Here is a 19,770-nt window from a genome sequence, read left to right on the forward strand (position 1 = left end):
GCACACGTGCGCCGCGGGACGCGCGAAGCCCCGACGCGGTGCGCCGGGGCTTCGAAGCGTTGCGGGGTGCGGGTCAGCGGGCGAAGTTGCCGCGGTAGTACTCGTACACCCAGCCGACGAGCGCGACCACGACGATCGGGATCGCGAGGTACGTGATCCAGAACCCGATGGCCAGGCCGAGGAATCCGAGCGCGGCGCCGCCGGCGAGGATGATGGGCCACCAGCTCCACGGGCTGAAGAATCCGAGTTCGGCGTCACCGTCGTCGATGTTCGCGTCCAGCCGGTCCTCGGGCAGCTCCGCCCCCTGCGCGCTGTGCACGCGTCCCAGGTAGAAGGCGATGAAGGCGGCCAGGACGGTGGTCAGCGTCAGGGCGACGGTGCCGGCCGGCTCCATGCCGGGATCCTGCTCGTCGAGCGCGGACCACGCCGCGTACACCGCCGCCGAGAGGGCGAAGAACCCGGCGAGGATCCAGAAGAGGATGGCATTGGCGCGCATTTACTTGACTTCCTTCGTCGCCGCGTCGTAGACCGGTGCCTGCGGCGCATCCTTCGCCGGGCCGATGCCCACCGGGATGCCCGCTTCGGGGTGGTTGAGGTCGAATGCCGGCGCCTCCGAGCGGATACGCGGGATCGACGTGAAGTTGTGCCGAGGCGGCGGGCAGCTCGTGGCCCACTCGAGCGAGCGACCGTAGCCCCACGGGTCGTTGACCGTGACCTTCGGAGCCCGCCGGGCGGTGATGTACACGTTCAGGAAGAACGGGATCATCGAGACGGCGAGGATGCCGGCGCCGATCGTGGACAACTGGTTCATCCAGGTGATGTTGTCCTCGGGAAGGTACGAGTAGTACCGACGGGGCATCGCCACGACGCCCAGCCAGTGCTGGATCAGGAACGTCGTGTGGAACCCGATGAACAGCAACCAGAAGTGCCACTTGCCCAGCGACTCGTTGAGCATCTTGCCGGTCCACTTCGGCCACCAGAAGTAGAAGCCCGCGAACATGGCGAACACCACGGTGCCGAAGACGACGTAGTGGAAGTGCGCCACGACGAAGTACGTGTCGGACACGTGGAAGTCCAGCGGCGGCGACGCGAGGATGACACCGGTCAGGCCGCCGAAGACGAACGTGATGAGGAAGCCGATCGACCAGACGAGCGGCGTCTCGAAGGTGATCGATCCTCGCCACATCGTGCCGATCCAGTTGAAGATCTTCACGCCGGTCGGCACCGCGATGAGCATCGTCATGAGGGCGAAGAACGGCAGCAGCACCGAGCCGGTGACGTACATGTGGTGCGCCCACACCGTCACCGAGAGCGCGGCGATCGCGATCGTGGCATAGATCAGCGTCTTGTAGCCGAAGATCGGCTTGCGGCTGAAGACCGGGAAGATCTCGGACACGATGCCGAAGAACGGCAGCGCGATGATGTAGACCTCGGGATGCCCGAAGAACCAGAACAGGTGCTGCCACAGGATGACGCCGCCGTTGGCGGGATCGTAGATGTGGGCGCCGAAGATGCGGTCGGCACCGGCGGCCAGGATGGCGCCGGCCAGGACCGGGAACGCCATGAGCACGAGGATCGACGTGACGAGCGTGTTCCACGTGAAGATCGGCATGCGGAACATGGTCATGCCGGGCGCGCGCATGGTGATGATCGTGGTGATGAAGTTCACCGCGCCCAGGATCGTGCCGAAGCCCGAGAGGCCGAGGCCGAGCATCCAGAGATTGCCGCCGACGCCTGGCGAGAATGTCGTCGACGCGAGTGGCTGATAGGCGAACCACCCGAACGAGGCGGCGCCCTGCGGCGTGAAGAAGCCGGCCACGGCGATCAGCGAGCCGAAGTTGAACAGCCAGTAGGCGAACGCGTTCAGGCGCGGGAACGCGACATCCGGCGCGCCGATCTGCAGGGGCATGAGCACGTTGGCGAAGCCGGCGAAGAGCGGTGTCGCGAACATCAGCAGCATGATCGTGCCGTGCATCGTGAACAGCTGGTTGTACTGCTCACGGGTCTGGACGATCTCGAGCCCGGGCTCGAAGAGCTGCGCGCGGATGATGAGGGCCATCACGCCGCCGATGCAGAAGTAGATGAACGCGGTGATCAGGTAGAGGTACCCGATGACCTTGTGGTCGGTGGAGGTGATCCACCGGACGAGGATGTTGCCCTTGCGTTCGACCTTGGGAGTGCCGAACGTCGAGGTGCTCGCAGGACGAGCCGGTGCGGTCGTGGTGCTCATCGCGGCTTACTCTTCCTCTTTCAGCTCGGGCTCGCCCGTACCGGGCAGGTTCTGGCGTCGGTCGTACTCGTTCGAGAGCTGGCCCTCCTGGCCCAGGTCGCGCAGCGACTCGATGTACTCCTCGTACTCGGCCTCGGAGACCACCTCGACGTTGAAGAGCATCATCGAGTGGTACTCGCCGCAGAGCTCGGCGCACTTGCCCTCGTACGTGCCCTCGCGTTCGGGCACGAACGACATGTAGTTCGTCTTGCCCGGGAACATGTCCTTCTTGTAGAGGAAGTCGACGACCCAGAACGAGTGGATGACGTCACGCGACTCCAGCTCGATCTCGACGTTCTGGCCGACGGGCAGGTAGAGCGTCGGGAGCTCCGACTGGACCAACGAGCCCGCCGGTCCCTCATCGGAGAGCTGGCCCTGGATTCCCGGCGAGTAGACGTCTTCGTTGACGTAGTTGAAGTCCCACGCCCACTGCTTCGCGATGACCTCGACCTTGACGTCGATCTCGTCCTCCGCGAACCGCTGCTCGATGACCTGCTGGTCGCGGGCGGTGAAGGCGAAGAACCCGAGCACGAGGATCAGCGGCACGATCGTGTAGAAGACCTCGATCGGCATGTTGTAGCGCAGTTGCACCGGCAGGCCGGTCTGGCCCTTGCGGCGGCGATACGCGATGACCGCCCAGATGGTGAGGCCCCAGGTGATGACGCCGACGACCAGCAGCACGATCCACGACGTGACCCAGAGGCCCGACACGAGCTCGGTGTGGTTCGTGACCGGCGGCTCGCCCGCTTCGAACCCCGGGAGGAATCCGTTCAGCTGGGCCTGTGTGCATCCGGCGAGGACGAGGCTGAGCGACGCTGCGATCGGGATTGCAGCCCATCGGAGACGGCGATTGTGGCGCACCGGTGACCTTTCGGGAGACTCGAAGGCGCTTCTCAGCGAAGCGCGGTGATCGATGCCTAGCCTACTCCGACTCCGCGCCCCGGGTGTGCACCCGCAGGCGGTGTCGGCGGTGCCAGAACGCGGATTCCCCGATCGATCTGCGGAAACAGCGGAGGGAGGCCGCGTGCGCGGCCTCCCTCCGGAGCTGGGTCGGGACTCGGCTCAGTGGAACGAGTCGCCGCACGCGCAGCTGCCCTGCGCGTTCGGGTTGTCGATCGTGAAGCCCTGCTTCTGGATCGTGTCCTCGAAGTCGATCGACGCGCCGTCGAGGTAGGGCACGCTCATCTTGTCGACCACGACCTCGACACCGGAGAAGTCGACGACGGCGTCGCCGTCGAGCAGCCGCTCGTCGAAGTAGAGCTGGTAGATCAGGCCGGAGCATCCGCCGGGCTGCACCGCGACGCGGAGGCGAAGGTCGTCGCGCCCCTCCTGTTCGAGCAGGCTGCGCACCTTGTCGGCGGCGGGGTCGCTCAGCTTCACGCCGTGCGCGGTCTCGGTGATCGTGTCGCTCATGTCTCTCCTCGGTGCGTCAGGGAACGCGGAACCCTCACTCCCATGGTAACCGCCGAAACCGAGTGCACGTCCGGCCTCTGCTCAGGAAGTCGTCGCACGCGCGTCGAGGCGGGCGAGGATCAGCGCCTCGCTGAGCAGCGCGCGCTTGAAGACGCCCAGGTGGAGCGACTCGTTGGGGCTGTGCGCCCGGGAGTCGGGGTCCTCGACGCCGGTCACGAGGATCTGCGCCTGCGGGAACTCCTCGACGAGCTCGGCGATGAACGGGATGGACCCGCCGACGCCGATCTCCACGGGCTCGCGGCCCCAGCCCTCGGCCATGGCGGCCCGGGTCTCCGCGATCGCCCAGCCGCTCGTGTCGACGAGGAACGGCTGCCCGGTGTCGACCTCCTCGAAGGTCAGGCGCGCGCCGAACGGGGCGTTCGCCTCGAGGTGCGACCGGATGGCCGCGAAGGCCTCGTCCGCGTCCTGTCCGGGCGCGATGCGGGCGCTCACCCGCACGCGAACGCCGGGCGCCAGCGTGTTCGACGCGTTCGCGACATCCGGCGCGTCGATGCCCGTGACCGTGATCGCGGGCTTCGCCCAGATGCGCGACAGGATCGTGCCGTTGCCGATCGGCGACACGCCGTCGAGCAGGCCGGCCTCGGACCGCAGCTGCGCCTCGTCGTACTCGGGGGTCTCCAGGTCGGCGCTGCGCAGGCCGTCGACGGCGACCGAGCCGTCGGCCGCCCAGAGCGTGTCCAGCAGCCGGATGGCGGCGAGCATCGCATCGGGCACCGCTCCGCCGTACATGCCGGAATGCGACGCGTGGGTGAGCGTGTCGACGCGGAGGTTGAAGGCGACGGCGCCGCGGAGCGCGACCGTGATGGCCGGCGTCTCGAGGTCCCAGTTGCCGGAGTCAGCGACGATGATCGCGTCCGCGGCGAGCACGTCGCGGTGCTCGCGGAGGAAGTTCGCGAACGAGCGCGACGCCCACTCCTCCTCGCCCTCGATGAAGACCGCGATGCCGAGGTCGAAGTCGCCGGATGCCTCGGCGAAGGCGCGGATGGCTCCGACGTGCGCCATCACACCGGCCTTGTCGTCGGCGGCGCCGCGGCCGTGCAGGCGGTCGCCGCGCTGCGTCGGCTCGAACGGCGGCGTCTCCCAGTCCTCGTCCTTGCCGGGCGGCTGCACGTCGTGGTGGGCGTAGAGGAGCACGGTCGGTCGTCCGTCGCGTGCCGGGCGGCTGGCCACGACGGCGGGCTGGCCGAGTTCCGAACCGTCCTCGACGGGCGCGCGCCGCACCTCGACGAGCTCGAACACGCCCGTGCCGCGCAGGAGCTCGGCGACCGCCTCGGCGCTCTCGGCGACGTGCGTCGGATCGAACGCCGGCCAGGACACGGACGGGATGCGCACGAGCCTCGCGAGGTCGGCGACGGTGGCCGGGAAGCCCGCGTCGACCGCCGCTCGGATGGCCTCGGTCGTGACTGGAGCGGCCGCAGCCATGGATTCGGTGGGATGGGGCTGGGTCATGCCGGTAATCTTAAGGGCAACCGATCCGAGGACTCCCGTGGCAAAGAACCCCACCAACACCCCTGCGCCCGAAGCCGGCGCCGATGACGCAGCACCCGACACGACGAGGACCGGCAAGGGCGCACCCACGCCGAGCCGGGCCCAGCAGGAGGCGGCGCGCAAGCGGCCGCTCGTGCCGAACGACCGCAAGGAGGCGGCGAAGCAGGCGCGCGCGAAGCAGGCCGAGGCGCGTGAGCGCGCCCGCGTCGGCATGGCCGTCGGCGACGACCGCTACCTGCCCACCCGCGACCGCGGCCCGCAGAAGAAGTACGTGCGCGACTACGTCGACGCGCGGTTCAGCATCGGCGAGGTGCTCATCCCCGTGATGTTCCTCGTCATCCTGCTCACGCTCATCCCCGATGCGCAGGTGCAGACGATCGGCATCCTCGCCCTGTGGGCGTTCTTCATCGTCGCCGTGGTCGACGTCGTGATCCTCGGGTTCCTGGTGACGCGCAAGCTCAAGGCCAAGTTCGGCGAGGACAAGGCGGAGCGCGTGCGCTGGTACGCGGCGATGCGCGCCCTGCAGCTGCGTCCGCTGCGACTGCCGAAGCCGCAGGTCAAGCGGGGCCAGTACCCGTCCTGAGCCGGGGGTCACTCCCTGGCGTACGCTCCGCCGCGCACCAGCGGCACGCGGATCTCCTCATCGCTGAGCGACCCGTGCTGGCCGATCATTGCCTCCGCCTGGCGGTTCGGCTCCCGCCGGTCGTAGTAGGCGACGCCCGCCCGCGCGGCGATGAGCACGTCGCCGATCCGCGGGCGCACCTCGTCGGCGACCGGTCCGTAGACGCCGGCCGCGATCGCCTCGTCGCGGGAGACGACCCACGCGCGATGCTCCTCCGCCTCGCGCCAGCCGGCCAGCAGCGATGCACGTGCCGGTTCCTCGAGGCCGGATTCGAAGTAGAGCGACACGAATCGAGGCTCGCCGCCCACGTGGCGCACGCCGTCGAGCAGGTCGGGACGGGCGTCGACGAACACGTGACGGTGCGCCGGCACGTCGACGACGCCGTGGTCGGCGGTGACGAGGAGGCCCGTGCCTCGCGGCATCCGTCGTTCGAAGGCGGCGAGCTCGGCGTCGAGCTGCTCGAGGATCGCGAGCCACTTGTCCGACTCCCAGCCGTGCGCGTGCGCGGCCTGATCGAGTTCGGGAACGTAGAGGTAGACGAGCGCGCCGGCCTGTCCCTCGAGCAGCGAACGGGCCTCGGCGAAGCGGTCGGCGATCGTCGCCGCCGGCCGGTACTCCGCGCCGCGCAGCACGGCGTGCGTGAAGCCGGAGTCGGCGTAGCGCGGGGCACCGACCGCGAAGCTCCGGATGCCGCGGGCCGACGCCGTCTCGAAGATCGTCTCCGCGCGCTGCCACGTCTCGGGCACCATGCCGGCGTCCCAGCCGTTCAGCTGGTTGACGAGGCGGTCGTGCGCGGCGTCGAGCACCCGGTATCCGACGAGCCCGTGCTCGCCCGGCATCCGCCCGGTCGTGAAGCTCGCGATGGCCGCAGCGGTCGTCGACGGCGTCACCGTGCGGATCACGTCGCGGCGCGCCATCCGCGTGGACAGGAACCGCGCATGGCCGGCTCGCGCCTGGATGTTCGCAGCGCCGAGGCCGTCGACGAGCACGACCACCGCGCCGGATGCCGCGGGGAGCCCGAAGTCGTTCGCCTCGCCCGTGAGACTGGCGACCGAACTGCCGAGCACCCCGGCAAGCCTCGGAGCGGTGACGGCGGGCACCGGTAGCATTGCTGGCATCGCGCCCAGTCTGGCACAGGCCGGGCGCGCCCCCGTTCCCCCGCGTGCACCGCACGCCAGCACCAGAGAACACGGATGACCCGAGCAAAGAACCCGCCCGCCGACGAGACGATCGTCGAACGCATCGAAGACGTCGACGTCGCCACCGAGATGCAGGGCTCGTTCCTCGAGTACGCCTACTCGGTCATCTACTCGCGGGCCCTGCCCGACGCGCGCGACGGCCTGAAGCCCGTGCAGCGCCGCATCCTCTACCAGATGACCGAGATGGGGCTGCGCCCCGACCGCGGCCACGTGAAGTCGGCCCGGGTCGTGGGCGAGGTCATGGGCAAGCTGCACCCCCACGGCGACACGGCGATCTACGACGCGCTCGTGCGCATGGCGCAGGCGTTCACGCTGCGCGTGCCCCTCATCGACGGCCACGGCAACTTCGGCTCGCTCGACGACGGCCCGGCCGCGCCGCGATACACGGAGGCACGGCTCGCCTCCCCCGCGCTCGCGATGACCGAGGGGCTCGACGAGGACGTCGTCGACTTCGTCCCGAACTACGACAACCAGCTCACGCAGCCCGACGTGCTGCCCGCCGCCTACCCGAACCTCCTCGTGAACGGCGCGAGCGGCATCGCGGTCGGCATGGCCACCAACATGGCGCCGCACAACCTCATCGAGGTGGTCGGCGCGGCCCGCCACCTGATCGCCCACCCGAACGCCACCCTCGACGAGCTCATGGAGTTCGTGCCCGGCCCCGACCTGCCGACGGGCGGCACGATCGTCGGACTCGCCGGCATCAAGGACGCCTACGCCACCGGGCGCGGCAGCTTCAAGACCCGCGCCAAGGTGACCGTCGAGAGCATCACCGCCCGCAAGACCGGCCTCGTCGTCACCGAGCTGCCCTACCTCGTGGGCCCCGAGAAGGTCATCGAGAAGATCAAGGACGGGGTGAACGCCAAGAAGATCAGCGGCATCTCCGATGTCACCGATCTCACCGACCGCACCAACGGCCTCCGCCTCGTCATCGGCATCAAGACCGGCTTCAGCCCCGACGCGGTGCTCGAGCAGCTCTACCGGCTGACGCCGCTCGAGGACTCCTTCAACATCAACAACGTCGCGCTCGTCGACGGCGGACCGCAGACGCTCGGACTCCGCGAGCTGCTGCAGGTGTACGTCGGGCACCGCATCGAGGTCGTTACGCGACGCTCGCAGTACCGGCTCGCACGCCGCCGGGAGCGCCTGCACCTCGTCGAGGGCCTCCTCATCGCGATCCTCGACATCGACGAGGTGATCCAGGTCATCCGCACGAGCGACGAGGCCGAGCAGGCACGCACCCGCCTCATGGACGTCTTCGACCTCAGCCAGGTGCAGGCCGAGTACATCCTCGAGCTGCGCCTGCGGCGACTCACGCGGTTCTCGCGCATCGAGCTCGAGGCCGAGCGCGACAAGCTGCGCACCGAGATCGAGGAGCTCGAGCTCCTGCTCGCGAGCCGCCATCGCATCGAGGCCCTCGTCTCCGATGAGCTCGCCGAGGTGGCCGAGCGGTTCGGCACGCCGCGTCGCACCCTGCTGACCGACGCACGGCCGAGCATCGCGGGTGCGGCCACGAAGCGGGCGGCAGCCGTCCTCGAGGTGGCGGATGTCCCGTGCCGCGTCTTCCTGAGCGCCACGGGGCGCATCGCGCGCGTCGACCTGCCCGATGGCCCCGACGGGCCGCCGAGCATCAGCCCGCCCCCGCGCCGCAGCAGGCACGACGCCATCCGCTCGACGCTCGACACCACGAGCCGCGCCGAGATCGGGGCCGTCACGAGCCTCGGTCGACTCATCAGGTTCACGCCGGTCGACCTCCCGATGCTGCCGCCGACGTCGGTGCAGCTCGGCGCGGGCGTGCGGATCGGCGACTATCTGGCGCTCCCCAACCGCGACGAGAAGGTGCTCGCGATCGTCTCGCTCGAGGCCGACCGCTCGATCGCCCTCGGCACGAAGCAGGGCATCGTGAAACGCGTCTCGACGGGCGCCTACCCGAACAAGCCCGAGTTCGAGGTGATCGGCCTCAAGGCCGGCGACGAGGTCGTGGGCGCCGTGCAGGGCGACGAGACCGACGAGCTCGTGTTCGTGGCATCCGACACCCAGCTGCTGCGATTCGCGGCCGCCTCGGTGCGGCCGCAGGGGTGTCCGGCCGGCGGCATGGCCGGCATCAACCTCGGTTCGGGCGCGCACGTCATCCACTTCACGAGCATCCCGGCGGATGCCGCGGCCGACGCCGTGGTCGTCACGATCGCGGCGAGCAACGAGACCCTGCTCGGCACCGACCCGGGCAGCGCGAAGGTGAGCCCCTTCAGCGAATTCCCCGCCAAGGGCCGCGCGACCGGTGGCGTCCGCTCGCAACGCCTCCTGAAGGGCGAGGACGCGCTGCACCTCGCCTGGGTCGGCCGCTCCCCCGCCCTCGCGGTGGGCAGCGACGGCTCGGCGCGCCAGCTGCCCGACGGCGGGGCCAGGCGCGACGCGTCGGGTCAGCCGCTCGAGGGCGTCGTGGCCGCGATCGGCGTCCGCATCGCCTGACACCCCCGCCCTCGGCTTGACGCCGACGCGATCGAGGGGCAGATTCGGCGATGGCCGGTCCGAACGGCGAGGGGTTCGTCGTCGGCCGGGTTTCGGCGGACGGAGGCATCGGTGACGCGGACGAGCTTGCAGGCGGCGATCCAGGGCAGCGTGCTGGGGCCGGGCGACCCCGGCTACGACGAGGCCCGCGCGGTGTGGAACGGGATGATCGATCGACGGCCGCGGTACGTCGTGCAATGCGCGGAGGCGGCCGATGTCGTCGCGGCCGTGCGATACGGCGCGGATCTGGGCCTCGAGATCGGCGTCCGCTGCGGCGGGCACGGCATCGTCGGACACGCCGTGCCCGACGACGGGCTCATGATCGACCTGCGGCCGATGGGGGGCGTGACGGTCGACCCCCTCACCAGGCGCGCTCGCGTGCAGGGCGGGGCGCTGCTCGGCGCGCTCGACCGTGCGTCGCAGGCGCACGGGCTCGCGACGACCGCGGGGAACGTCTCGCACACCGGCGTCGGCGGCCTCACCCTCGGCGGGGGCATGGGCTGGCTCGCCCGTCGGCATGGGCTCGCCTGCGACAACGTCGCGTCGTTCGAGCTCGTGACGGCGAGCGGCGACCTGATCCACGTCGACGCGGAGTCGCATCCCGACCTGGACTGGGCGCTCCGCGGAGGCGGCGGGAACTTCGGGATCGTCACCGCCTTCGACTTCGACCTGCATCCCGAGCCGGGGCAGGCGATCTCGGCCGAGCTCCTCTTCCCGCTCGAGGACGGGCGAGCCGCCGCGGCGATGCGGCGTTGGCGCGACCTGAGCGTTGACGCCCCCCGGGAGGCGACCTTCACCGCGACGATCTCCGGCACCATGGTGGCGCTCGGCCTCGTGTGGGTCGGCGACCCCGTCGTCGGGCGCACCCGGGTCTCCGAGCTCGCGGATCGGCTCACCGGCGCGGCCGAACCGGCGGGACGTGCGATCGACCCGATGACGTACCTGCGACTGCAGACCCGTGAGGACGACGTCGAGGGCCATCACTGGCGTCGGTACTGGAAGGGGCATTACTTCAGCGAACTCGGCGATGCCGTCATCGACGCGCTGCTCGCCCGCGACGGCGCAGACCTGCCCGATGTCAGCCTGCAGGCGTACGGCGGCGCGATCGCGGACGTGGCCGACGAGGAGACCGCATTCTCGCGTCGCGACGCCGCATTCGAGTTCGTCGCGGCGTCGCGGTGGAGCAGCCCCGACGACGATGAGCGGCGGATGTCGGCGGCCCGCCGCTATGCCGGAACCATGGACCGGTTCGCGAGCGGCGCCTACGTCAACGTGCTCGGCGACGACGGCGAGGCGGGGATCCGGCGCGCCTACACGCCCGGGAAGCTCGCGCGCCTGACGGCGATCAAGGACGCGCACGATCCCGGCAACCTGTTCCACCTGAACCAGAACATCCGCCCCTCCGCGGGGTGACGGCCGGGCCGCACGACCGTCAGGCGTCGATGCGGTCGCGCTCGAGCGCGTCGGAGCTGTCGATGATGAACTCCTTGCGCGGCGCGACCTCGTTGCCCATGAGGAGCTCGAAGACGCGGCCCGCGTTCTCCGCGTCGCCGATGCCGACGCGGCGCAGCGTGCGCTGGCGACGATCCATGGTGGTCGTCGCGAGCTGGTCGGCATCCATCTCGCCGAGGCCCTTGTAGCGCTGGATCGGGTCCTGGTACCGGCGGTTCTGCTTCTTCAGCGTCGCGAGCACGCCCTGCAGCTCGGTCTCGGAGTAGGTGTAGATGGTCTCGTTGGGCTTCGTGCCGGGGTTCATCACGACCACGCGGTGCAGCGGCGGCACGGCCGCGAAGACGCGACCCTCCTCGATCATCGGCCGCATGTAGCGGAAGAAGAGCGTGAGCAGCAGTGTGCGGATGTGCGCGCCGTCGACGTCGGCGTCGCTCATGATGATGACCTTGCCGTAGCGCGCCGTCGAGAGGTCGAAGCTCCGGCCCGAACCCGCGCCGATCACCTGGATGATGGAGGCGCACTCCGCGTTGCCGAGCATGTCGGAGACGCTGGCCTTCTGCACGTTGAGGATCTTGCCGCGGATCGGCAGCAGCGCCTGGTGCTCGCTGTCGCGTGCGAGCTTCGCGGTGCCGAGCGCCGAGTCGCCCTCCACGATGAAGAGCTCGCTGTGCGCCACGTCGCTCGAACGGCAGTCGACGAGCTTCGCGGGCAGCGACGAGCTCTCGAGTGCGTTCTTGCGCCGCTGCGTCTCCTTGTGGGCCCTCGCGGAGATGCGCGACTTCATCTCGGCGACGACCTTGTCGAGCAGCAGCGCCGACTGCGCCTTGTCGTCGCGCTTCGTCGACGTGAAGCGTGCCCCGAGCTCCTTCGTGAGCACGTTCGCCACGATGGCCCGCACCGCGGGAGTGCCGAGCACCTCCTTGGTCTGGCCCTCGAACTGCGGCTCGGGCAGGCGCACGGTGATGACCGCCGTGAGTCCGGCCAGCACGTCGTCCTTCTCGAGCTTGTCGTTGCCGGCCTTCAGGCGCCGCGCGTTCTGCTCGACCTGCAGGCGCAGGAACCGGAGCAGTCCCTGGTCGAACCCGGTCTGGTGGGTGCCGCCCTTCGGGGTCGCGATGATGTTGACGAACGACTTCACGACCGTCTCGTAGCCGGTGCCCCATCGCAGCGCGATGTCGACGTGGCACTCGCGCTGCAGCTCGGTCGGCACCATGGCGCCGCCGTCGGTGAGCACGGGCACGGTCTCGGTGAAGCCGCCGGTGCCGGTGAGCCGCCACACGTCGGTCAGCGGGGCATCCGTGGCGAGGTGCTCGACGAACTCGGAGATGCCGCCGTCGAACTGGAAGGACGTCGTGTGCGGCTCGGCGCCGCGCTCGTCGGTGACGTCGATGGCGAGGCCGGGCACGAGGAACGCCGTCTGGCGGGCGCGCCCGAGCAGCTCGTCGGTCTGGAACTCGGCGCCCTTCGTGAAGATCTGGCGGTCGGCCCAGTAGCGGATGCGCGTACCGGTGACGCCCTTGGCGACCTTGCCGACCACGCGCAGCTCGCTGCGCACCTCGAACGGGGTGAACGGGGCGTCGGGCGACGGGGAGCCGGCATCGGCGAACACGCCGGGCTCGCCACGGTGGAACGACATCGCCCACGTCTTGCCGTCGCGGTCGACCTCGACGTCGAGGCGTTCGGAGAGGGCGTTCACCACGGAGGCGCCGACGCCGTGGAGTCCGCCGGAGGCCGCGTACGAGCCCGAGCCGAACTTGCCGCCCGCGTGCAGCTTGGTGAAGACGACCTCGACGCCCGACAGGCCCGTCTTCGGCTCGATGTCGACCGGGATGCCGCGAGCCCGGTCGCGGACCTCGACGCTCCCGTCGGGGTGCAGGATGACGCCGATCTCGGCGCCGTGCCCGCCCAGGGCCTCGTCGACCGAGTTGTCGATGATCTCCCAGAGGCAGTGCATGAGCCCGCGCGAGTCGGTCGACCCGATGTACATGCCGGGTCGTTTGCGCACCGCCTCGAGTCCTTCGAGGACGGAGAGATGGCGGGCGGAATAGTCGGAGCTCACGTCGCACAAGCCTACTGACGGCCGGGGACACCACGCGCGAGGCGCTACGCGCTGAGCGAAATGCCCGCCAAACGGAAGGATGTGCGCCGGTCCCGTGTTTTCATTGATGCACGGATTATTCGAGCGTGAGCAGGAGGAGGAGCCATGACGAACTACACCGACACAACCGGTGCGGTCGACGAACTCGACACCCCGTATGAGCTCACGGCACTCGACCGCTGCGATGCATGCGGCGCCCAGGCGTACATCCGCGTCGTCGTCGCGAGCGGCGAACTCCTCTTCTGCGCCCACCACGGCCGCAAGCACCAGGAGAAGCTCTCGCAGATCGCCCACAGCTGGCACGACGAGTCGAGCCGACTCCTCGTCGACGGCCGCGACTGACCACACCGACTCGAACACGAACGCCCCGGCTCTCCGCCGGGGCGTTCGTCGTCTGCGGGCCGAGGGGTGCGGCCTCCGTGCGTCAGGCGTCGGTGGCGGATGCCGCGGCTCGCGTCGCTCCGAGGAGCGCCTCGCGCGCAGCCGACGCGTAGGCGTCGACGGCCGCGGCGCGTTCACCGGGCGCGTACTCGAGGCCCGCTCGCTCGGCCATGATGCCCAGCAGGAGGTCGGCGAACGCCGGATTCTTCGCGAGCACGGGACCGTGCAGGTGGGTGCCGATCACGGCTCCCATCACGACGCCCTCCTGGCCGGAGTCGCGACCGTTGCCGCTGCCGGAGCGCACGCGTCCGACGGGCGAGCCCTCCGCCCGTACGTAGTCGCGGGCGTGGTTCTCGAAGCCCACCAGGAGGCCGAAACGAGGCGAGGCGACGACGAGGTCGCCGGTGACCCGCCCGGAACGCGGCACCGCACGGCCCGGGACGATCCCGAGTCCCTCGATGCTCGAGCCGTCGGCGCGCTCGACGCCCCAGCTCAGCAGCTCCCATCCGCTACCGACGGCGAGGATGGGCACGCCCTCGGTGCCCCAGCGCCGGAGCTCGTCGTGCATCGTGAGCAGGATGTCGCGGCTCGCCTCGAGCGATGCGTCGCTGCCCGAGCCGAGCACGACCGCGTCGACCCGCTCGGGAAGGTCGTCACGCGAGTCGACGCGCACGACGCGGGCGGCGAGGCCGGCCCACTCCGCGCGCCTGGCGAGCACGGCCGCGTTCTCGGCGTCGCCGTTGGTGTTCTGCAGTCCGGGCAGGAGCGCTGCGATCGTGAGGGTCATTCCGCTCCCGAGAGTCCGAGGTGGGCGCGCGTGCGACGCATCGCGTCGGCCGAGAACACGATGGTCTTCACGCCGTGCGCGGGGGCGGGCGATGCGAGGAAGTCGTCGAGCGCGCGGCCGAGGTCGGGCTCGACGCGGTCGATCTCCACGCCGTCGTAGGCGAGCATGAGCGCCGCCTCGGGTGCCTTCGACCCGCTGACGATCGCCACGCGGCCGAGCGACGAGGCATCCGTCGGCCAGAAGTAGGAGGGATCGCGCACGTCGGAGCCGATCGCGAAGAGGATCTGCTCGGTGCCGGGCTCGATGCTGTCGACGTTCAGCTGGTAGCTCGCGGGATTCTGCACGAGCACGAACTCGACCTCCTGGCCGCGCACGTGCACGCGCTCCCCACGGCCGAAGACGGCCGGGATCTCGCTCAGGGCGTCGGCCGCGGTGGTCGGCGAGAATCGCTCCCCGAGCACGACCTCGGCGGTCGCGTACGCGGCCGCGGCGTCGACGGCGTAGTGCGTGCCGCGCGCGGGGAGCCTGATGTGCACGGATGCCGCGCCGTCGCGCAGCACGGCCGAGGCTCCCTCGACCGAGTCGACGATCACGCCGGCGCCGGCGGCGAGCCGGTCGCGCCGGGTCTCGGTGTACCCGAGTCCGCGCGGCGACCGGGCGAGCACGCCCGCGGAGACGCCGAACCGGTGCACGGCGACCCCTGGGCCGACCGCCGCGGCGAGGCGCTCGAGGTTGGCGTCGTCGGCGTTGACGACGACGGCCTCGTGTGCACGCTCGGCGATGCGGGCGAGCATGCCCGCGACCATCTCCGAGTCGTGGAACCGGTCGATCTGGTCGACCATCACGTTCGTGAGGGCGACGACGCGGGCGTCGACACCCTGCATGACCACGGCGCCGTGACCCTCGTCCATCTCGAGCACCGCGACGTCGCCCGGCACCCTGCCCGTCCAGTCGGCGCGCTCGAGGAGCGCCGACGTCAGGCCCTGGCTGATGTTCGCCGTCGACGGGTTGGTGAACACGTCGACGCCGTGCGCGCGGAGGATGGCGACGAGCATCTTCGTGGTCGTCGACTTGCCGCTCGACCCCGACACCACCACGAGGCCCTGCGGGAATCCCGACAGGGTGCGCTTGAGGTAGCCCGGCGCGATCGTGTTGACGACCAGGCCCGGAACAGCCGATCCGCCGCCGGGCTTGCGCAGCCGGGCGGCGAATCGAGTGAGCCTGCCGACGAGGATCGCCGGCGCGTAACGCACCTGCGGCCTACTCGAGGTAGTCGCGGAGCGACTGCGAGCGCGACGGGTGGCGGAGCTTCGCCATCGTCTTCGACTCGATCTGGCGGATCCGCTCGCGGGTCACCCCGAACGTGTCGCCGATCTGGTCGAGGGTCTTCGGCATGCCATCGCCGAGGCCGAAGCGCATGCGGATCACGCCCGCCTCGCGCTCGCTCAGCGAGTCGAGCAGCGACTCGAGCTGCTTCTGGAGCATCGTGAAGCCCACCGCGTCCGCCGGCACGACCGCCTCGGTGTCCTCGATGAGGTCGCCGAACTCGCTGTCGCCGTCTTCACCGAGCGGCGTGTGCAGCGAGATGGGCTCGCGACCGTACTTCTGCACCTCGATGACCTTCTCGGGGGTCATGTCGAGCTCGCGGCTCAGCTCCTCGGGCGTGGGCTCACGACCCAGGTCCTGCAGCATCTGCCGCTGCACGCGGGCGAGCTTGTTGATGACCTCGACCATGTGCACGGGAATGCGGATGGTGCGGGCCTGGTCGGCCATCGCACGCGTGATCGCCTGGCGGATCCACCAGGTGGCGTACGTCGAGAACTTGAAGCCCTTCGTGTAGTCGAACTTCTCGACCGCACGGATCAGGCCCAGGTTGCCCTCCTGGATCAGGTCGAGGAACTGCATGCCGCGGCCGGTGTAGCGCTTGGCGAGCGACACGACGAGGCGCAGGTTCGCACCGAGCAGGTGGCTCTTGGCCCGCTGGCCGTCCTTCGCGACCCACTGCAGCTCACGACCGAGCTGGGAGCGCTTCTCGGCGTCGCTCATGTGCGACAGCTTCTCCTCGGCGAACAGGCCCGCCTCGATGCGCATCGCGAGCTCGACCTCTTCGGCCGCGTTCAGGAGCGCGACCTTGCCGATCTGCTTCAGGTAGTCCTTGACCGGGTCGGCCGTCGCGCCCGTGATGGCGCTCGAGTAGACCGGGACCTCGTCCTCGTCGTCGACGGCGCGCAGCACGAGCGCACCGGTGGGGTGCGGCTCGACCGCGACGGGCTTCGCCTCCTCGTCGTCGGTGTCGGATGCCGCGTCGTCGGCGACCACCTCTGCGACGACCTCGTCGGCGACGACCTCGTCGGCGACCTCCGTCTCGACCTCCGCGTCGACCTCGACCTCTTCGAGCTCCGCGGGATCGACCTCGTCCTCGTCGTCAGCGGCGGCGGACTTCGCCTTGGCGCCGCGCGGCTTCGCCGCCGACTTCGCGGTGCTGGTGCGCGGCGTCTTGTTCGCGGGCGTCGCCGCGGCCTTCGACGCGGTCTTGTTGCCGCTCGCCTTGGCGGCGGCGGCCTTCGTCGTCTTCGCCGCGGATCCCGTGGCGGTGGCCTTCGCGGCCGTCTTGGCGGCCGTCGACTTCGCGGCCGTCGCGCGCGTCGCAGCGGGCTTCTCCGCCTCGCTCTTCGCCGACGTCGCAGCCTTCGTCGTTGCCATTCGTTGAACCTCTCCTACCGTCGCGCGGCACGTGCCCTCGCAGGCGTCGGCTCGTGCACTCGGCCCGGTCGTTTTCGGACACTATGAGGACCCATGTCAAGTCCGCGTGAACGGCGCGAGCGTGTCGCGCCGGCAGACCAGAACGGGTCCTGCCCCCATTATACAGTCATGCGGGCCTGCGAACGTCCGTGCGACCCGCGCATTCATCGTCGTTCTTCCCCGCTGAGTACAACGTTGAGGGCCCCCGCCGCATTCCCCCTGGGCGGGTCGCCGGTCAGGCGCCGAGCGGGCCGTCGTCGTCGCGCGTGCGCCGGTAGGCCAGGAACTTCTCGAGCTCGGCCGCGATCTCGTCGGCCGAGGGCAGCTCGCCGTCCTCGTCGGTGAGCGGCGACCGGAGGGTCGTGCCCTCCATGTACGAGTCGTGGCGCTCCTCGAGCGTGCCGACGAGCTTGGCGAGCTCGCCGTTCTCCGCGACCTGCTCGTCGATGCGTGCGACGAACTCGCGGCCCTGCTCGCGCAGCGCGTCGGTCGGGAAGATCCGACCGGTGGACGCGCTGATGGCCTCGAGCGCCGCGACGGCCGCGGTCGGGTACTCGGCGTCGGACAGGTAGTGCGGGACCAGGAGCACGAACCCGGTCGTCGGATGCCCCTCCTCCTGCAGGCGGTACTCCACGAGGTGCAGCGCGTTCGACGGCACCTGGGTGGTCGGTCGCCAGATGGACATGGCCTCGATGAGGTCTGCGCGATTGCCGCTCACGGTCATGCCGATCGGCCGTGTGTGGGGCACCGGCATGGGGATCGAGTTGATCCAGGTGGTCGACGACACCTCGAGCGCGTCGATGAGCCCCAGCACGGCCGCACCGAACCGCTCCCACTGGAAGTCGGGCTCGTAGCCGGTCAGCATCAGGAACTGCTGGCCGATCTCGTCGCGAGCCAGGTCGAGGCTGAGCCGCGGCGGGCGGTAGTCGGCGAGGTGATCGCCCTGGAACAGGATGATCGGCCGCCGGGCGCGGTAGTCGAGCAGCTCGTCCGCGTCGAACGTCGCGACGACCGTGGTGTCGAGCGTCGACAGCAGGTACTCCGTCGTCTGGGCGACCGCGGACCCGGCGTCGGCGAACCCCGTCAGGCCAGCGACGAGCGGCAACCCGGGCGGCACCTGCACGTCGGGGTTGAGCTCGTAGAGGGAGCGGGGATCGCGCATGCGTCCAGCCTACTGACGCGGGCGGAGCCGTCCCCGGATCCCGGCCCGCGCGGATGATGCCGAGAGCGAACACGTACCATCGGCAGCATGACCGCGCCCGAACTCTCCTGCTCGTCCGACCCCGTGAGCGGCTCCGACGCCGACGTCGTGCTGCTCGCAGCCCGGCCCGGCGACGACGGACCCGTGCTCCTCGCGCCCGACGGCTACGAATGGGTGGCGCCCCTGCTGTCGCGCCTGGGCGCGAAGGGCGCGGCGGACGAGTTCACGCGCATTCCCGCGCAGGGCGCCGGCCCGCAGGTGGTCGCCGTCGTCGGGCTCGGCGACCGGTCGGATGCCGCCGGCCTCCGCCTCGCCGCCGGGGGTGCCGTGCGGCAGCTCACGGGCACGGACTCGCTCGCCGTCGCGGTGCCCGTCGACGACGCGGACGCGGCGGAGGCGCTCCTCGAGGGCGCCGCGCTCGGCGCCTACGCGTTCTCCGCCTACCGTGCCGAGCCGAAGGAACCCGTGCGGCGGATCACCCTGCACGCCACCCTCGACGACGCGCGCCTCGAGCGCGTGCGCTCGGTCGTCGGCGGCGTCGCACGCACCAAGGACCTCGTGAACACGCCCCCAGCCGACCTCTCGCCCGAGCGGTTCGCCGAGCTCGCCGTCGAGGCGGCGGATGCCGCGGGCGTCGCCTCCCGTGTCTGGGACGAGGCGGCGCTCGAGGCCGACGGGTTCGACGGCATCCTCGGCGTCGGTCGCGGCTCGAGCCGTGGGCCGAGGCTCGTCCGGCTCGAGTACGCGCCGTCCGGGGCATCCGTGCACCTCGCGCTCGTGGGCAAGGGCATCACGTTCGACTCGGGCGGACTCTCCCTGAAGCCCGGCGCCTCGATGGTCGGCATGAAGAGCGACATGGCGGGGGCGGCCGCCGTGCTGTCGGCGATCGTCGCGCTGGCCGAGCTCGCCGTGCCCGTGCGAGTCACCGGCTGGCTGTGCCTCGCCGAGAACATGCCGTCCGGCACCGCCATCCGGCCGAACGACGTGCTGCGGATCCATGGCGGCACCACGGTCGAGGTGCTCAACACCGACGCCGAGGGACGTCTCGTGATGGCCGATGCCCTGGCCGCCGCGAGCGACGAGCACCCCGACGCGATCGTCGACGTCGCGACCCTCACGGGCGCCCAGGTCGTCGCACTGGGCCACCGCATCGCGGGGCTGATGGGCGACGACGAACTGGTGGATCGCGTCCGCACCGCCGCCGGCGACGTCGACGAGGCCGTCTGGCCGATGCCGCTCCCCCGCGACCTCAAGGCACTGCTGAAGTCGGATGTCGCCGACCTGGCGAACACGAAGCTGGGCATGACCGTGCCGGGCATGCTGCTGGCCGGAGTGTTCCTGCGCGAGTTCGTCGGCTCGAAGGCCGACTCGGACGAGCGGATCCCGTGGGCGCACCTCGACATCGCCGGCCCCGCGTTCAACACCGGCGGGGGTTGGGGATTCACCGGTTCGGGGGGCACCGGAGTGGCCGTGCGCACCCTCGTGCGGCTGGGCGAGCAGCTCTCCGCAGGGTAGTAAGGTCGTATGGGCGAGAACGTCGCCCATACAGC

General features: G+C 70.5%; 16 protein-coding genes. 5 read left to right on the plus strand and 11 right to left on the minus strand.

Annotated elements, in window-relative coordinates; all coding sequences use genetic code 11:
• Positions 1-73 precede the first annotated feature (73 nt).
• The 5 genes from EV187_RS10340 to EV187_RS10360 form a co-directional block, all read right to left on the minus strand.
• Positions 74-496, minus strand: a complete 423-nt coding sequence (locus EV187_RS10340; RefSeq protein WP_130352952.1) for a cytochrome c oxidase subunit 4 — start codon at positions 494-496, stop codon at positions 74-76.
• Positions 497-2,230: an aa3-type cytochrome oxidase subunit I gene (gene ctaD / locus EV187_RS10345; RefSeq protein WP_130352953.1), complete on the minus strand. Its 1,734-nt coding sequence runs from the start codon at positions 2,228-2,230 to the stop codon at positions 497-499.
• Between the two features lie 6 nt (positions 2,231-2,236).
• Positions 2,237-3,130: an aa3-type cytochrome oxidase subunit II gene (gene ctaC, locus EV187_RS10350; RefSeq protein WP_130352954.1), complete on the minus strand. Its 894-nt coding sequence runs from the start codon at positions 3,128-3,130 to the stop codon at positions 2,237-2,239.
• Positions 3,131-3,331: 201 nt separating this feature from the next.
• Entirely contained in the window at positions 3,332-3,682 is a 351-nt protein-coding gene (gene erpA, locus EV187_RS10355; protein WP_130352955.1) for an iron-sulfur cluster insertion protein ErpA, read from the minus strand.
• An 81-nt stretch (positions 3,683-3,763) separates the two neighbouring features.
• A complete protein-coding gene (locus tag EV187_RS10360; protein WP_130352956.1) occupies positions 3,764-5,191 on the minus strand; it encodes a dipeptidase in 1,428 nt (475 codons plus the stop codon).
• A 37-nt stretch (positions 5,192-5,228) separates the two neighbouring features.
• Here EV187_RS10360 and EV187_RS10365 point away from each other — a divergent pair, with 37 nt between their 5' ends.
• Positions 5,229-5,813, plus strand: a complete 585-nt coding sequence (locus tag EV187_RS10365) for a DUF3043 domain-containing protein (RefSeq protein WP_242609536.1) — start codon at positions 5,229-5,231, stop codon at positions 5,811-5,813.
• An 8-nt stretch (positions 5,814-5,821) separates the two neighbouring features.
• On the opposite strand, the gene EV187_RS10370 is transcribed toward EV187_RS10365, so the two are convergent.
• The gene (locus EV187_RS10370) at positions 5,822-6,970 is read right to left on the minus strand and encodes an alkaline phosphatase family protein (RefSeq protein ID WP_130352958.1); all 1,149 of its coding nucleotides are present in this window, start codon (positions 6,968-6,970) and stop codon (positions 5,822-5,824) included.
• A 75-nt stretch (positions 6,971-7,045) separates the two neighbouring features.
• Between EV187_RS10370 and EV187_RS10375 the strand changes: the two genes are divergently transcribed.
• Positions 7,046-9,520: a DNA gyrase/topoisomerase IV subunit A gene (locus EV187_RS10375; RefSeq protein WP_130352959.1), complete on the plus strand. Its 2,475-nt coding sequence runs from the start codon at positions 7,046-7,048 to the stop codon at positions 9,518-9,520.
• A 111-nt stretch (positions 9,521-9,631) separates the two neighbouring features.
• The gene (locus EV187_RS10380) at positions 9,632-10,972 is read left to right on the plus strand and encodes an FAD-binding oxidoreductase (RefSeq protein ID WP_242609537.1); all 1,341 of its coding nucleotides are present in this window, start codon (positions 9,632-9,634) and stop codon (positions 10,970-10,972) included.
• A 19-nt stretch (positions 10,973-10,991) separates the two neighbouring features.
• Here the strand turns inward: EV187_RS10380 and EV187_RS10385 are convergent, their stop codons facing one another.
• Positions 10,992-13,070, minus strand: a complete 2,079-nt coding sequence (locus EV187_RS10385) for a DNA gyrase/topoisomerase IV subunit B (protein ID WP_130352960.1) — start codon at positions 13,068-13,070, stop codon at positions 10,992-10,994.
• A 144-nt stretch (positions 13,071-13,214) separates the two neighbouring features.
• On the opposite strand from EV187_RS10385, the gene EV187_RS10390 reads away from it, so the two are divergent.
• On the plus strand, positions 13,215-13,451 hold the full coding sequence (locus EV187_RS10390; protein WP_130352961.1) for a DUF7455 domain-containing protein: 237 nt from the start codon (positions 13,215-13,217) through the stop codon (positions 13,449-13,451).
• An 82-nt stretch (positions 13,452-13,533) separates the two neighbouring features.
• Here EV187_RS10390 and EV187_RS10395 read toward each other — a convergent pair whose 3' ends face one another.
• The 4 genes from EV187_RS10395 to EV187_RS10410 all read right to left on the minus strand — a co-directional run bounded on the left by EV187_RS10395 (position 13,534) and on the right by EV187_RS10410 (position 18,181).
• Positions 13,534-14,277, minus strand: a complete 744-nt coding sequence (locus tag EV187_RS10395) for a type 1 glutamine amidotransferase (RefSeq protein WP_130352962.1) — start codon at positions 14,275-14,277, stop codon at positions 13,534-13,536.
• On the minus strand, positions 14,274-15,530 hold the full coding sequence (locus EV187_RS10400; RefSeq protein WP_130352963.1) for a Mur ligase family protein: 1,257 nt from the start codon (positions 15,528-15,530) through the stop codon (positions 14,274-14,276). Before EV187_RS10400 ends, EV187_RS10395 begins: the two co-directional genes overlap by 4 nt.
• Positions 15,531-15,537: 7 nt before the next feature.
• Complete coding sequence (locus EV187_RS10405; protein ID WP_130352964.1) at positions 15,538-16,980, minus strand: RNA polymerase sigma factor; 1,443 nt, start codon at positions 16,978-16,980, stop codon at positions 15,538-15,540.
• Between the two features lie 274 nt (positions 16,981-17,254).
• Positions 17,255-18,181, minus strand: coding sequence for a proteasome assembly chaperone family protein (locus EV187_RS10410; RefSeq protein WP_130352965.1), 927 nt, complete (start codon positions 18,179-18,181; stop codon positions 17,255-17,257).
• A gap of 87 nt (positions 18,182-18,268) precedes the next feature.
• Between EV187_RS10410 and EV187_RS10415 the strand changes: the two genes are divergently transcribed.
• On the plus strand, positions 18,269-19,735 hold the full coding sequence (locus EV187_RS10415; protein WP_130352966.1) for a leucyl aminopeptidase: 1,467 nt from the start codon (positions 18,269-18,271) through the stop codon (positions 19,733-19,735).
• Positions 19,736-19,770: the final 35 nt, after the last annotated feature.

The sequence above is a fragment of the Agromyces ramosus genome, from assembly GCF_004216665.1.
Classification (GTDB): domain Bacteria; phylum Actinomycetota; class Actinomycetes; order Actinomycetales; family Microbacteriaceae; genus Agromyces; species Agromyces ramosus.